At 43.3% G+C, this 16579-nt stretch carries 11 protein-coding genes; 2 read left to right on the forward strand and 9 right to left on the reverse strand.

Annotated features, from left to right (window positions below):
* The 9 genes from EJ419_RS08485 to EJ419_RS07575 form a co-directional block, all read right to left on the reverse strand.
* Positions 1-242, reverse strand: a 242-nt coding sequence (locus EJ419_RS08485; RefSeq protein ID WP_240680374.1) for an ABC transporter substrate-binding protein, incomplete at its 3' end; no start/stop codon positions are given.
* 179 nt (positions 243-421) lie between these two features.
* A complete protein-coding gene (locus EJ419_RS07540) occupies positions 422-1825 on the reverse strand; it encodes a diaminopimelate decarboxylase family protein (RefSeq protein ID WP_131285246.1) in 1404 nt (467 codons plus the stop codon).
* 279 nt (positions 1826-2104) lie between these two features.
* Positions 2105-3877: an arginine--tRNA ligase gene (argS, locus tag EJ419_RS07545; RefSeq protein ID WP_131285184.1), complete on the reverse strand. Its 1773-nt coding sequence runs from the start codon at positions 3875-3877 to the stop codon at positions 2105-2107.
* A 456-nt stretch (positions 3878-4333) separates the two neighbouring features.
* Entirely contained in the window at positions 4334-7285 is a 2952-nt protein-coding gene (locus tag EJ419_RS07550) for a zinc-ribbon domain-containing protein (protein ID WP_131285186.1), read from the reverse strand.
* A gap of 268 nt (positions 7286-7553) precedes the next feature.
* On the reverse strand, positions 7554-7949 hold the full coding sequence (locus tag EJ419_RS07555) for a Rid family detoxifying hydrolase (RefSeq protein WP_131285188.1): 396 nt from the start codon (positions 7947-7949) through the stop codon (positions 7554-7556).
* 173 nt (positions 7950-8122) lie between these two features.
* A complete protein-coding gene (locus tag EJ419_RS07560) occupies positions 8123-10642 on the reverse strand; it encodes a glycoside hydrolase family 31 protein (protein ID WP_131285190.1) in 2520 nt (839 codons plus the stop codon).
* A 284-nt stretch (positions 10643-10926) separates the two neighbouring features.
* Positions 10927-11760, reverse strand: a complete 834-nt coding sequence (locus tag EJ419_RS07565) for a carbohydrate ABC transporter permease (RefSeq protein ID WP_131285192.1) — start codon at positions 11758-11760, stop codon at positions 10927-10929.
* A gap of 2 nt (positions 11761-11762) precedes the next feature.
* Positions 11763-12665, reverse strand: coding sequence for a carbohydrate ABC transporter permease (locus tag EJ419_RS07570; RefSeq protein ID WP_131285248.1), 903 nt, complete (start codon positions 12663-12665; stop codon positions 11763-11765).
* Between the two features lie 249 nt (positions 12666-12914).
* Positions 12915-14297 carry an extracellular solute-binding protein gene (locus EJ419_RS07575; protein WP_131285194.1) on the reverse strand — a complete coding sequence of 461 codons (1383 nt, stop codon included), beginning with the start codon at positions 14295-14297 and terminating at the stop codon, positions 12915-12917.
* 248 nt (positions 14298-14545) lie between these two features.
* Here EJ419_RS07575 and EJ419_RS07580 point away from each other — a divergent pair, with 248 nt between their 5' ends.
* On the forward strand, positions 14546-15580 hold the full coding sequence (locus tag EJ419_RS07580; RefSeq protein ID WP_131285196.1) for a LacI family DNA-binding transcriptional regulator: 1035 nt from the start codon (positions 14546-14548) through the stop codon (positions 15578-15580).
* A gap of 269 nt (positions 15581-15849) precedes the next feature.
* Complete coding sequence (locus EJ419_RS07585; RefSeq protein ID WP_131285198.1) at positions 15850-16275, forward strand: hypothetical protein; 426 nt, start codon at positions 15850-15852, stop codon at positions 16273-16275.
* Positions 16276-16579 lie beyond the last annotated feature (304 nt).

Here is a 16579-nt window from a genome sequence, read left to right on the forward strand (position 1 = left end):
TGAAGACCTTCATCCTTAAAATATCCACGTTCGGCAGCAATGTACGCGCCGATATGATTCGTATCCGGTATCCAGCTAAGCATGAAGGTGACATTTTTTAATCCTTCTGCATTGCGTGAGGAATTAGTTTGACCACATGCCGCAAGAGAAATCGCTAATAGAGAAGCAATAACGGCACTAGTGGCGGATAAAAGAAGTTTTCTTAATGACTGCTTTCGCATTCTACGTGTTCGTGGCATCATGAACCTATTCTTTCGCTATATTTCTTGCCATTTTTAGAGAAAAGTACGCCAGAAATACCAAGGGTCGTACTCTTCGCTCTACTGATAATAGTAGGAATGAAAAGTATACAATTAAACATGCCCATTCTCAATAAGGAATGGGCATGCAGTACGTGCATAAATCACGCGAATAAGTCCCGTTATTCGCTCACATCAAGCGATAGTAAATCGTCGACAGTTTCACGTCGTATCATGACGTGAGTACCGTTGTTATCTACAGCTACTACCGCCGGACGCAATAATTGATTGTAATTACTTGCCATAGTGCGCCCGTATGCTCCAGTAACTGGAACAGCAAGAAGATCGCCACGCTTCACATCTGACGGCAATGCAATATCATGAACTACAATGTCACCTGACTCACAGTGCGAACCCACAATTCTTGCAGAAATAGTATCGTGTGATCCTTGGCGATTTACAATACGCGCTGTATATTGCGCTCCGTAAAGTGCCGGGCGAATATTATCGCTCATGCCGCCATCTACACTGACGTATACTCTTTGCTTACCTTCGCCTAAATCTACTGTTTTTACCGTTCCAACTCGATACAAGGTATAGCCAGCAGGGGCTACAATCCAACGCCCTGGTTCGAAACTGACAATTGGCAATGGCAATCCTGCGCGCGTAGAGTCTAATTTAATCGCTTGAGCAATGCGTTCCATAGTCTCACGAATATCCATTGAAGCATCACCCTCTACGTATGCCACGGAATATCCACCGCCTAAATCAATTTCTGGAACCACGTAGCCATCGGTGGCATAGAACGCACGGCGTAACACCATGACACGCTGTGCTGCCTCGATAAAAGCATCCGCATCATGAATCTGCGATCCAATGTGAGAATGAATGCCTACTAATTCCAAATCGTGTGAAAGTTCAAGGCATGAATGTAACGCATGAACCGCAGGCCCATGTGCTACGTCATCGAAGAACTGAGCAGACTGAATATCAGAGACATCGCTGTGATCCGCCGGAAGTAACGATATTCCAAATTTTTGATCTTCATGAGCGGTGGAAATATATTCATGTCCACCAGCATGAACGCCTACGGTCACTCGAACCATAACGCGGGCGCGTTTACCAAGTTCATGCGCTATGCGTGCAATTCGTTCTGGTTCATGTGGCTCATCAATAACGATTTTGTCGAAATCATTTTCAATAGCTAAACGAATCTCGTCATCGGTCTTATTGTTTCCGTGAAGCACAAGCTTTCTTCCAGGAATTCCTGCTGCAAGAGCAATTTTCATCTCTCCCCATGTGCATGTATCGACATACATGCCCTGCTCGGTAACAATTCGCGCAATTTCTTTAGACAGGAATGCTTTTCCGGCAAAGCTAACATGAGTTGTTGCATTCACGAATGCTTCTTGCACAGTACGAACAAAGTAATTTGCACGCTCTGCCACATCCACAGTATCCATAACATACAGTGGAGTACCATACTGCTGTGCCAATTGCTCGCACGAGTATCCGCGATCAGACGCAATACCAGAATTCGTATCGAATTGAACTCCCTGTGGCCAAATACGTGTGATATCCGGCATATACGTTTCTTGTGTAACTTTATCCGTTTCGTATGTACCAGCTGCCATCATAAAAATCCTTTTGTCTACAAATAATCAAATAATGTTGTGCGCCAATTATTCTCATATTCTCATTCTCATTCATGAGAAATTAGAGAAATACTATTAAATATTTATGCGAAAGCGTTGGTCCGCAGAAATAATATCAAGCTAACCAACGCTTCACATCTCATATACTTCCCTTAGATTAGAAGTTTCTCCTCATCCACCTTTTCTAAGAGGAAATACTATACGTATGAGTTACATCTTTTCTGGAGCACCCACACCAAGAAGTCCCAGAGCATTCTTGAGAATCTGACCTGCAGCATCGTTGAGCTTGAGTCGTGCTGCTGCACGAGCAGGCTGCGGATTCTTCGCAATTTCAATTGCACCAGCATCATCGCGAGAAGCCTCTGCATCTGTGAGTGCCATAGGAACCACACGCTCAGCCGCATACCACTTGTGATACTTACCTGCAAGCTCTTCTGCGTAGTGAGCCAAACGATGAGGCTCACGCAAATCACCAGCTGTCATTACTACAGCTGGATAGAGAGCCAACTGTGCAAGAAGCTCAGAATCAGCTGGAGTATCAAGCAGACTCAAGTCTGCACCTTCATAACTAATTCCTGCAGCAGCTGCATTGCGATCTACGTTCTGAGAACGAGCGTATGCATACTGTACGTAGTACACAGGATTATCATTTGTGTGGGAAGCCAGCAAACCTAAATCAATATCAAGGTTCTGATTATAGGAAGTGCGTGCAAGTGAGTAACGAGCAGCATCCACGCCAATTGCATCAATCAAATCATCGATGATAACAACATTTCCAGCACGCTTACTCATACGAACAGGAGTGCCATCCTTGAGTACGTTAACCATCTGTCCAATAAGAATCTGCATATTCTTACCGGGCTCATCACCGAATGCTGCGCACAAAGCCATCATACGACCAATATAACCATGGTGGTCTGCTCCAAGCATGTAGATTGCTACATCAGCCGGATCTACTGGACGACGACGCTTATTCAAATAATATGCAAGATCAGCAGCAATATATGCAGCTTCTCCATCGGACTTGATGACTACACGATCCTTGTCATCGCCATACTTTGTGGACGCAAACCATGTAGCACCATCATGCTCATAAATATCACCTTGAGCACGCAGTTCTTTGATAGCACGATCTACATCGCCTGACTCATAGAGAGAGTTTTCGTGGAAATAGACATCGAAATCAACACGGAAGTCCTTCATAGACTTCTTAATTTCATCGAACATCATTGGGACTGCACGCTTGCGGAATTCTTCACGTTGCTGCGAGTCACCTTCGGAACCATCTTCATCAGTAACACGTGGAAGAGAAAGGATATCAACACCATCCGCTTTAGCCTCTTCGATTACTCGTGCAGCAATATCGTCGATATAAGCTCCCTTGTAGCCATCTTCAGGAGTTTCTTCTCCGTGTGCAGCTGCTACAAGTGACTTAGCGAAACGATCAATCTGAATACCGTGATCGTTGAAGTAGTATTCACGTACAACCTTGGAGCCGTTTGCTTCCAAAACGCGAGCCATCGAATCGCCTACGGCTGCCCAACGTGTACCACCAATATGGATAGGACCAGTAGGGTTTGCGGATACGAATTCAAGATTCAAGGTCTGCCCAGCAAGGTGATCGTTAGTACCAAACGCATCATTTTGTTCAAGTACGGTATCAACAATTGCCGCAGCAGAAGCCGTATCAAGAACGATATTAATAAATCCAGGACCTGCAATATCTACGCTCTTAATACCGTCAGCCTTCTCAAGCTCTTGAGCAAAAAGAGTTGCGAAATCGCGAGGTGCCATTCCAGCTTTCTTTGCTAACTGCATAGCGATATTTGTGGACCAGTCGCCATGTGCGCGGTCCTTTGGTCGCATAACAGCAAGCTTTTCAACTGGTGGAATCTGTTCAAGGGTCAATTCGCCTGCTTTTCCGGCATTAACGAGCTCGGTGGCGATATCAAAAATTAACTGTGCAAGTGCTTCTGGACTCATAGGCTTTATTTTACTGGTTACTCTATACAGCAAAATGGCGATTTCGCGTATTTTTCCATGCGTGTCGGGTTTTATTTTCGATACTTTGTGGAAGTGAATCTATCCATGGCTTATCTCAGCATAAAACCTTGCATGTGGACATGCCTTTGACTCTCAAAGGCAAGTATGACCTTTAGCAACTTTATAACAAATTCGTAACGATAGCAGAAATATAGTGAAACTGCAGTAGGAATACCGAATTGAAAGGGCTCTGCATTTGAAAATCCTACGAATATAGATTCGGATATCTTTTGTGCAAAACGGAGCGGTTTTATCTTTGTAAAGATGATTTCTTGACTTAAAAGTGACCTATTATGCACAAAACACAAAAGGGCCGGCCCGCAATTAATAGCAGACCAGCCCCCCCCTAGCCGACAATGCTTAGGTAAGTGATTTACCTGATGCAATCATACGAAACTAGTTATCATTATCGAAGGTAACAGTCACCTTATCTCCGTCAATGTGATACTTTCCAAAGACGTAGTACGACGTAGTAGTATCGCTAGTTCGCCATTCGTCAAGCAATCTCCATTCATAAGTAATCTTCATGCTTCCATCAACATTTGTCATGAACGAAGACCCCGTCGTATTGATACGGCTTATAGTTGGATACTTCTCCACGCTCCACTGGAAGTTACGATAATCATCTTCACTACCAAAGGTATACGCACGGAATGGACACCCCTCTGGGCGAAGATCAGTTGACTTTGCGCATTCATCGATCTTGTCATGAATAGCATCGTTAATTGCATCTTCCAAAGCGTCCGTTGCATCTACGTCTAGCGAAGCATAACCACGATATTCTGTTGTAACAGTTACAGAAACGGCTTCAGCTTCCAAATACTTTGATTCAGGAATTGCTACCTTATACTTACCTGGATACACCTTAAAGGTCATGTCATAATCAGTAGTTTTTGAAGCGTTCTTCTTGGTAACTTTCACACCATTAACTGTGATAGAGTCTGAAGCTTCAGATCCACTGACTCGCAAATCTTGCACAAGAGCATCAGATATTGTCCAATTCTTGAAGACCAAGAATCGATTACCAGAAGAAGCGAGCTTCAAAGAACCTTCATAGGAATCGCCGTCAAGTGTATAGCTATATGACACCGAAGCACTTCCATCAGAATTATTAACAACGTTGCCAGTATGAACATTGGAGATAGTAGTGTTATCGCCCTTTGCAGCAGCATTTGTGAGAAGTGCTTTCTTTGCAGAATCAACTCGTGGGTCAGCGATTGAGTTTGCCCTATCAAAGTCACCAGAAGAAATTGCTGAAAGATAGCTATCAGCCACACTCTTTGGACTAAATACAGTGGAATTCAATACGCCATAAAGAACACCAAGAAGAGCTACTACACCAGCAATTGCGCAGACGATAATAACCGTGCGCTTAGTCTTAGGATTCATAGGCTGCTTTGTCATATATGCAGCTTGTGCATTGTTTGGCATACCTTGCATAACGCTCTGTTGTGCTGTTGCGTTAGGCACTTGTGCGGTTTGGGCAGATTGCGCAGCAAATCCTTGTGCAGTTTGCATCTGTACAGTCTGATCTAGATTTTGAGCCTGTGACTGAACTTGTGACTGAACCTGAGACGACTGAACTTGTGGCTGAACCTCGTCAGATACATTTTGCGATGCTGATTGTGCGACATTTGGTTGCGATGCCTGCACTAGCGGAGTCGACGGCATTGCATCCGATGACGCTGAAGTCGATGATTGCGGCTGCATCTCTCCAAATGCTGATGTAGAAGCAGGAACAGCTGTTGCAGACATCGCGGCTTCGGCAGTAGCCGCTGCTACAGGAACTACAAGTACCGTACCGCCTACAATCAGACGCCACAATGCTGGCGCTGCTGTAATAATCTGTGTACCTACAGTTCGCGCAAGCGCCTCAATGATAAATACCCACACACCAATAATCAGGAATTGCCATGGAGCTGCCGAAATTGTCATTGTAGTCGATATACCCATCTGGGTTGCATTCATCTGAACATTAACAATAAAGAATGCATAAGAAACGACAAACCAAATTCCAGCTGCACAGGCCGGCGCCTTCCATGAATGCTGCCATCCCGCGTAGGCAGGATCATACATATTTCTTGCTGCAAGACGCAATGCAAGGTATAGCACCATAAGGATAAAGAGGACAATGATAATCCACAAAATCCATCCGCCAGTTTGATTCATCATGCTAAATACATTTAGTGAGCTATCACTAGTGGATGCACCACCCGCATTCGTCGCAATTGTACCAAAAGAAGCGACTGTTATGATAAATCCAGCAAGCATCGGAACGAGCATCGTAATTGCTGTAAGGATATTAATATTTGATCCAGAAATTCCTGTGAGAATTGCAAACACTAATGCGACAACAAATGCGAATACCGTGAAATATACAGTAACTTCTACGACTGTTCGCACAAAACCACGACTACGTCGCATCCAATCCCAGAAAGCAGTAAATACATTATTTTTCTGAGTTGGTACATTCGCCAATGCATATCCTGTTAATGATCCAAGAAGGGCGATAAGTGCAGGCATAAAGAAAGTACGAGCCGTTGAACCTGTTAATTGCGCAACTCCGGCGATATTTGCATTTAAAGTAAACCCGAAGATAAGGTAAATGATACCTGTTATTACACCTGAGATAACTGAGCTGAGAACACCAGTCCAGCGAAGTTTTATAGCATTCTTACGACCAAACCAAAATGCTCCATATGCACTACCAATCACAAGTGCCACGCCGGAGAGCATGATTGGGGTCCATATCTCAATTCCCATTCCCGTTCCAGAGAATGAAATTGAACCCGAAGCACCAAAGATTAAGGACACTACAAAAGCTTGGAAGAAGTCAATTCCATTAGCTTCAAGACTTTGCAATGAACTTGATAATCCAGGAAGTGAAGAAGTGCCAGGCAAAGATTGGAGAGTCATAAGACCTACTGCAGCAATCATTGCAATAATTGCGGAAGCGACAAATCCTATAGCTACAGACACACCGATTGAAACCCATGTAGATACCTGAGTCATCTGCTGAACGATAGGATTGACCGGCTTTTGTTGCATAGCAGGCGCTCCAGCGAAGGTTTGATTTGGCTGAATAGCATTAAACTGCTGTGCAGAATTCATCTGCACTGGATTCACTTGTGCTTGGCCCACCTGTGGAACAAATTGAGGTGCTGCTTGAACATTATTTACTTCAGGCTGTTGATCAGTTTGTGATGTCTGTGCTGCTTGTGGCGCCTGTGCTGCTTGTGGCGTTCCGGATGGATTATAACCACTCAAATCCTGTGGTAGCACGTTATTACATACAGGGCAGTAAGTTGCTGTTGGAGCAACTTGCGCGCCGCAGTGAGGACAACGCATGATTCTCTCTTTCTTCTTTCGGATTCTCTCAATTTTTTATAGAAATAAAAATCTTCCCTTTAAAAGGGTACAGCAATACCACTAAAAACTAAATTTTTTGTAATAAAATACATACCTCTGTAAACAGGGACTCATAATTTTAACGGTTTAATACAACCATGCACCCCACCGCTCTTGCGCACACTCCTTTGTATGTGAGCAAAACCTGTTACAAAACGTGTGGGGCAAGAAATAATTTCCTTGCCCCACAAGCACAATCACACAATCGTTAATCAACTACCGCAATTGCGTCAATTTCTACGACTGCTCCTGGTTTCGGAATCACGTTAGAACCAAATGCCACACGAGCAGGCTTGACAGTATCTTCACCAGAGAAATACTGTGCATATACTTCATTAATCTCTGCAAAATCATTAGCATTTTGCATGTAAATGGTAGCACGCACAACTTTATCCATAGAGCTTCCTGCTGCTTCTAGAATCGCTGCGATGTTTTTCATCGCTTGATGAGTCTGCAATGCAGGAGTCGTTCCAGCAAGCTCACCTGTTTGTGGATCAATACCCAGCTGACCAGAAACGAAAACTAAACCATTCGCCTTGACAGCTTGGCTATAAGCCCCAAGAGCTTGTGGAGCTTGAGATGTGGACACTTCTTCAATCGCCATAATTTCTCCTTAACAAATCTTTCTTATGACAATACAATGAGGACAACCTGATGCTAACCAGATTGCCCTCATTTTCACATATCATGCTACTTCTACACAGATAGATAACTCTTGAAGTGCCTACTTCAAGCGACGACCATCCCTAGACGCAGCTCAAAATTCTGCGCCATGCGCTACGAGCGGAACATAATCTCCTTCAGAGCGGACTCTATTTCCGCAGGGATACGATCAGTAACACTATGTTCCTCCGTATCCCCATGAAGACTATATTCATAATCAAACTTCTGTGCGCCCAAAGAAGCAAGTTCAGATACATCGCCACTCAAAGCTACACGATATACTGCCTCTTTCATATTGTACGCAATTTGAGTATCCAGAAGCATCTTACGAGTATCTTCTGCCACAGGATTTTGTGCTGGGACTACTCCATCAATGCGAACACGAAGCTCATCAGCTGTCAATGCTGATTCAAGAGTATATGAAGCACTCATATTTTCAACATCGTAGACATAAGCTACAACGCGCGCTCCTGTTAACGCTTCCATACCCAAATCTTCAACACCGCGAACTGTCAGAGTCCATGTACGCTTTTCTGGAACAGCAGCTACGTCTCCTTCAACTGGATGAACAACAAATTCAGAGCCATTCCATGTCAAACGAGTCTGAGCATTCTTGCCCTGACGAGCATCATTGAAGTGACCATTATCTTCAATTACAGTGAACTCATGATCGCTGCCGTCGACGCTTGGGAACACAACGACTTCAAAGGACGATGGATTTGCAACAGAGTTAATCTTGTCCCCTTGTTCAAGCTGTGCAAGAGGAACAATTGCACAGCTTGGAGCAAAGATTGGCTGACGATTAAGAGCACGCCAAGCTTCAAACTTTCGCCCATCGCCCTTTGCTACGTAATGGCGACCAGAGAAGAAATCGAACCATTCGCCTGCTGGCAGCCACACGTCCGCTTTTGCCTTTGCGACATTCTTATCCGAAGGAGAGGTAATAGGTGCCACAACGAGCTCAGTGCCGAACCAGAACTCATTTGGAACGCTGTACGCATCCCAACTTTCTGGAGCATTCCAATACATCGGCTGAACTAATGGTTCACCTTCTTCATATGCACGATAATTCATCGTATACAAATAAGGAATCAAACGATGACGAAGCTGCAAGGTTTCAACCATTGCACTGCGAACCTCTGGACGGAAGTTCCATGGTTCCTTACTCGTAAATGCGGAATTACTTGAATGCAAACGATTAATTGGGCTGAAGGTACCATACTGATACCAGCGAGCTTCCAACTCATCGTCGCGATAGCCCATCATATGACCACCGATATCATGACTCCACCAACCGAAACCGATATTTGATGCGGTTGCAGTGAATTCAGGCTGGAACCTAAGAGATTCCCACGATACGATTGTGTCACCCGAGAAACCAACTGGGTAACGGTGTGAGCCAGGTCCTGCGTAACGGGAGAATGTCAATGGCCACTTCCCATCTCGAGCAGAATCAATGTAATGTACATGATTGAGCATCCACAATGGATCGAGGCCTGGCTGACGAGTTACACCACCCTGCTGCCAATCAACCCACCAGAAATCAACACCTTCATCTTCTAGATCGTGATGCATATCGAAGTAACCGTCCATAAACTTTGGATTAGTTAAATCGAATTCAACAGCCTCATCAGTAGATGGGTCAATTCCAACCTTCTGAGCCAGCTCTTTATATGGCTTCTCATAACCGCGCACACCATCGCGAGGATGAATGTTGAGGGTTGTCTTCAAACCATCATCCGCCAGTTCGGAAAGCATCGCGACATGATCTGGATACAGTTCTTTGTTCCACGTATATCCGGTCCATCCGTACCCATACTTTGGATCGATATCAGTGATATGCCAGTCCATATCAATAACAGCTGTAGTAAATGGAATCTCTTCTTCCTTAAAGCGCTTATGAAGCTTTAAGTAGTCTTCCTGCGTATATGCAAAATAACGGCTCCACCAGTTACCCATAGCCCAACGAGGTAAGAGAGGCTGCGGGCCAGTAAGCTTATAAAAATCACGCAAAGCTTGCTTATAGTCATGCGCATAACCGAAGAAATAAAAATCTATTTCTTCATGATCGCGCGAAGAAATACGCCAACCACCAGCGTTAATATTCGCTTCCCCAAATGCTGCCTTTGGAGAAGCCCCCTCATAACCAACCGTGTTCGAACGAGAGTCATCAAGAATAGCCCAACCATCTCGAGAAAGAATTCCCTCTTCCATTTCAGTACGGCCATTAATCGTGTCAAGAGTTCGTGTAGTTCCGCGCAAATTGCCAGGAGCAGCATCGCCATAATGCCATGTATTGAACTGAGAGGTCGTCAGATGCTTGACCACGACACTTAAGCCTTCTTTAGTAAAAGGCTTCTTGTCATACGTTACATATAATTCACCAGTATCAATAATGAGATAGCCATCGCGTTCTGTCACGTTAACAGTGACATCGTCATCCCAGTTACGATTGAAGACAACCTGAGTTGGTTTATCCTCAAACACACCTGTATCTGACCATTCGAAACGCAATAATGAGTTGGTAATAACACCAATTCGCCAGTTATCGCCAGAAATTATACGTTTAGCATCCATTACCGGGTCAAGCATTCGCTCGTACTCAGCAAAAGCGCCGTTTCCTTGTGCTGCCATTGCAAGCTCCTTCGCTTTGTGTAAAAACTTTTCTTATCATGCCATAATGCGGGTACGTATAACACGTAACTTTATTATGACATCGTTTTCATATTGATAATTTTAAGTATATCGTATTTTTTAAAAAATCCAATGTTTACACAGAGAATTTTTTATTTTATTCAATTGACATCGTTTGCATATTATTAACTTCAATCCAACACACCATGATCAAAGCTAATGCATACCCATTTACATAAAGAGGGGCCGTCCTATGACAGCCCCTCATCACACCATGAATTCTCTTACTTCGAACTACCAGTTGCAATACCTGCAATGAATTGCTTTTGGAAGATGACATAAACAATAATCACTGGAACAATAGCCAACGAGGTAGCTGCGAACAACCCACCATAGTCAGTTCCATATTGACCATTAAAAGCCTTCAATCCAACTGCAAGCAACTGCTTGGATTCATCAGTAATCATCAAGAATGGCCACAGGTAATCTTCCCAATTCCATAGGAAGGTAAAGATTGCCAACGCTGCAATGGTATTATGGCTCAGCGGCAAAATCAGGCTATGGAAGATACGCGTATCGCTAGCACCATCCAAACGTGCCGCTTCAATTAGCTCATCAGAAATACCGGAAATAGATTGACGGAATAAGAAGATACCAAATCCAGAAATCATCCCTGGAATAATCAATGCCTTATAACTATCAAGCCATCCAAACTGAACCATCATTTCATACTGAGGAATAATAGTTACAGCCCAAGGAATCATCATTGTACTCATAACGATTCCGAAGAGGAAATCGCGGCCAAAGAAGCGCATCTTCGAGAATACAAATCCCATCAAAGCTGACGTGTAGATAATGATAATCGTCTTTACAGATGCCACAAACAAAGAGTTAGCAAACAAGCGGAAGAAATTGAAGTTCTCCTGAATGCTCACATAATTATCCAAAGTTGTTGGAGCTGGGAAGAGACCACCATTAATCTTGACAATCTCACTGTTAGGAGCAAACGATGAGATAAACATCCACAAGAATGGAACAATCGTTATCGCTGCTACAACAAAAAGGAATACTGTAAGAACAATTGAGCCGATACGGCTTCCTGCTGTTTTCTTATTCATTGTTATGCCAGTCCTTCCGTATCTCCAGAAATCTTGAACATAATCAGGGTAAGAATAGCTGTGAAGATAAACAGTACTACTGCCTGAGCTGAAGCAACACCAAAGTTATTCTTATTAAATGCCTGATCGAAAATTAAGTAGCTAATAGTATACGTAGAAGTACCTGGTCCACCTTCTGTCATAACGAGGAACTGTACGTATGCCTGAAGATAGCTAATCATTGACGTGATAACGATAAATAGTGTCGTCGATTTGAGCAATGGCAACGTAATGCGGAAGAAAATTTGTACGGAATTTGCGCCATCAATTTCCGCAGCTTCATACACATCACGAGGTAAATTCATCAAACCAGCCAGATAGAGAACGGTTGCGTAACCAAAATCTTTCCAAATAGTCATGATGATTACTGCAGGCATTGCCCACTTAGAGTCATGAAGCCAGTTGATATTCAAACCGGTTACCTTGTCAATCATGCCAAACTGCGGATCGAACATCCACAACCATACGAAGCTAACAGCAACTAATGGTGTAATTGTTGGCATATAGAACAAACCACGCAATGTATCTTTTGCATACACTAAGCGAGAGCTCAAGAGCAACGCAAGTCCCAAACCGATAACCACTCGGAAGACTGTAGACCATCCCAAAAATACCGCAGTATTCCCCATTGAGGTCCAGAAAAGCTTATCAGTTAAGATATCTTTATAATTTTCAAAACCAACCCAATCGTATGTCTCATTGAGTGGATTCCAATTATGCAAGCTTCCAGCGAATGCTTTATAAATTGGATATGCCAAGAAGATGGCAAAGTAAACGACAAGGAAGGTAACTGCCATATTCCTTAATGTGAAAATACGCGACAGCAGCGACCTACCAGTGCGTGCAGATACATCTTTGTTTTTCATCATAATCTCTCTAATTAAGCGGCGTATATCCGTAATCTCGGATTCCGTTTGAGCTTTGTCTGAACTCTACAAGCTCTATGAGTTCTACAGGAGTATAAAACTCCTTTTATACTCTTCACATGTATGCAGCGTCTGAAAATGAATGTCAACAGCTGATTGCATCTGAAGAATCTTAATCATCACATTGGGGTGAGAACTTGACGTCCATCACCCCAATGCAACTTTTTATGCACTTATGGGCAACTTGGTTTACTTGTGCTCGCTGAAGAACTCATACTTACTCTCAGCAGAGACGAAGTCTGACCCCTTCATATCCTTATCCATTGCCTTTTGACCTTCAGCTACAGCTTCATCGATAGACTTACCGTTCTGAGTTGCATCTTCGAATGCAACCTTACCGGAAGACTCTACTGTTGCAGGTGTAGCACCTGGCCAGATAAGGCGGGAAACACGTGGCTGAATTGCCTTCATAACTGGGCTCTTCAAGATGTCAGCATCGTTTTGCAGGTTTGCCTTAGCTGGGAAGGAGTTCAAGCCCTTTACAGCCTGACGGATATAGTCATCGTTTGCGAGAAGGTACTTAACGAAGTCTTGAGCTACTGCCTGCTGTTCCTTAGACTGATTCTTGTTAACACCTGGTGTTGATTCGCCGTTATAACGATCATATGCAAATGGAGTATCAGTTGAGAAGGTTGGAGTAGCAAATACTCCATAGTCAACGTTTGGATACTTATCCTTCATAGTTCCTTCGAGCCAACCCCATGCATAGACCATTGCGGTTTGTCCCTGACCGAATGACTCAGAATAATCGTTTCCGAAGTTTACAGAACCAATCTTATCCTTCTCATACATGTCCTTGAGGAACTGCATGTTTTCCTTAGTGGTGTCATTGTCATAGTTTGCCTGCTTGCCATCATCCTTGAAGAGCAATGTACCCTTCTGATAGTTCAAGCCCTGGTAAATTGCGGAATATGCACCATTAAAGTTAAAGCCTGCCTGAGTCATCTTGTCGCCATCGAACTTAGTAAGCTTCTTAGCAACATCGATGAACTGATCCCATGTTGTAGGAATATCAGCATCAGTCAAGCCAGCTTCTTTCCACATGGTCTTGTTGTAATAGATGTTACCGGTATTGATTACAGAATCAATGTACTTCACCTTGCCGTTAGCATCTTCGTGAGCAGCTGATGATGGGTAATCGGCTTCAAGCTGAGCTTGATCAATATCATAATCTGCTGCATATGGACGAATCAATGAATCATAGGAGTTGTGAATATTGAACACAGCTGGGCCATTCTTACCCTTAAGCTGCAATGGAAGCTTTGTCCAATAATCATCCCACGTCTGCTTCTTAATCTTGATAGTGACGTTTGGATAAATCTTGTGATAATCCTCAGACAGCTGATATACAGGATCTACGCCCTTATCAGACCATGTCCAGTAGTCAATAGTAATTGGCTTACCCTCGTTTACAAGATGGTTTGGATCATACTTAACGTTTGTACCGATAACATCAAGTCCCTTATCCTTCTTGGTATCGGTTACGCCTTGACTTCCACTTCCGCATGCTCCCAGCATTGCTAAAATGCCAGCGGTTGCAATTGTTGCGGTTGCAATCTTCTTGAATTGCATCTTCTCTCCTTACTCCAATGTAAGTAATATTGGTTGTTGCAGTAACTACTATACCGCTTATTCCGCGGGTTTTCAATGTTCGCGAAAACTTTCTGAAAACTTTTCGATTTTTTAATGTAAACGGTTACATTTTATGCCGTTTTCGTGATACTATTTTCTTGTGACACGGCGTGTCGTTGAAGCACCACTGTGTCGCACACAAGAGATTTTGGAATAGACGAATAACCAAGCTCGACGAAGAGGCACACATGAAGACGAGTATCAATGACGTTGCGCAAGCAGCTGGCGTATCAACTGCTACGGTATCGCGCGTATTTTCACACCCAGATAGAGTAGCTGAACGCACCCGTGAAAAAGTACTTAAAGTTGCAAGTGAGCTTGATTTTTACATCTCTCGTTCTGCTGGAGTTTTGAAATCGGGTCAAGCAAAGCGAATTGCTTTTCTTATGGGCTCGAGCAAACTCGATTGGTTCACAAGCCGCATCATCGAGGGACTCAACACCGTCTTCCGTGCAGCCCATTACGATTTAGTGATCTTCCCGATAACAAATATTGAAGAACGCAAGCAATTCTTCGACGATCTACCGTTACGCGGAAATGTCGATGCAGTTGTAGTTTCCTCTTTCGACATCGGACCAGACGAAGTTGTTCGTTTACAAAAAGCACGTGTACCAATCGTTGGAATAAATGTCGCAGACACCACCGGTTTTACCGCAACTGTCAGCATTGACGATTATGAGGGCACATCCATCGCAGTACGTTATCTCAAGCAATTAGGGCATCAACACATCGCATATTGCTACACAGAATTCGCGCGCGGACTTCACTTCAGTTCATGGTCGCGTATTAACGGCTTCAAGAAAGCCTGCGAAGAGGAAAACATCAATTACTCATACATTTTGAGCGAAACTACTGAAGACGTTTTTAGCAATATTTACTCTGCGCTCATGACTCCTGAGCATAAAGACGCCACCGCTTTACTCTTCCACCAAGATTCTCTGGCAATACCATTTATCTTTGCATACCGCGAGATGGGAATGGATATCCCAGCTACAATCTCTGTGATGGGATATGACAATTCTAATTTTGCTGGTGAAATTGGCTTAACAACGATTAAGCAAAAGCCTCTCGATATGGCTATCCTCGCTGCGCACAAAACGCTTCGTCTTATTGAAGATGATTATAGTGCAGCGACTCATGATGTTATCCCAGTAAAATTGGTAGTACGCAAAACTACAGCACAGCCTGCACAGCCTGCACAGCCTGCACAGTCACTAAATTAGAATCTTGTAGACATATGGATAATGCTTCACATGTCTACAAACTATTTTCTGTTTGTTATAGCTTCTTTATCGTAAACGATTATTTTTTCGCATTTCCTATTGCATAAATAATAATTCGTCCTATAATACATGGTTAGGAGTAACCCCTTGTAATTCCACAAGTGAACTCCTTAAAGAAAGAAATTTCAATGAGTAAATCAAAAAGATTACCTCTTATTTTCTTAGTTATCTGCCTATTTTGCATTTCGATCATATATAGCACTACAGCTATGGCCTCTGAAGAAGTTACCCCATCTTACACTATCTCTCAATTAGATAATGGAGCTGTAATAACGTTACAAGGTGCCCATTTTTCTCAAGAGACTACCGGTGATGTTTCCGTTTTTTCATCGCAGGGGGAAAGATTAGATACTTTGTACCAGCATTACAATGGGCACGAGATAGAATATCGCCAAATCAACTCTCATACAGTTGTCGCACTGCCACGTACTAGTAATTATTATATGATGTCATATGCAAAAAGAACTTTTAATTCTGCACACTATGTACGCTGCGTTGCTAAGACAGCTCTGGGAATGGGCGCATCTGGCGCTATTCGCGGAATATTCGGTGGTCCCGCAGGAGCAGCAGCTGGTGGCTTAACAGGTCTGGCCGCCGGGGTGATATGGAGTCCTATCTCATGCGCAATCCATTAAATATTTTGCAAACCCTTCCGCGAATAATAAGCTACATATGCTCCATCATTGCAATGCTTATCTTCCAGGTTATTTACACATGGTTGTCGGATGGTTTACCAGTACTGCTTTCGTTAAAAGGCATTCTTCATATCATCATATCTACTGCACTCATTACATTCTGTCTTTGGATATTTGATCCACTCAGAGTAAGTGATAGTAATATGTCAGATAATGATTAAAAATGAAAATAGATTGGTCTCCTTGTATTTTCGATAAACACAAGGAGACCAATCTATTCCACTTCTACTGTATCTAGTTTTGT

Origin of the sequence: Alloscardovia theropitheci, from assembly GCF_004332295.1 — a bacterium.
GTDB classification, from domain to species: domain Bacteria; phylum Actinomycetota; class Actinomycetes; order Actinomycetales; family Bifidobacteriaceae; genus Alloscardovia; species Alloscardovia theropitheci.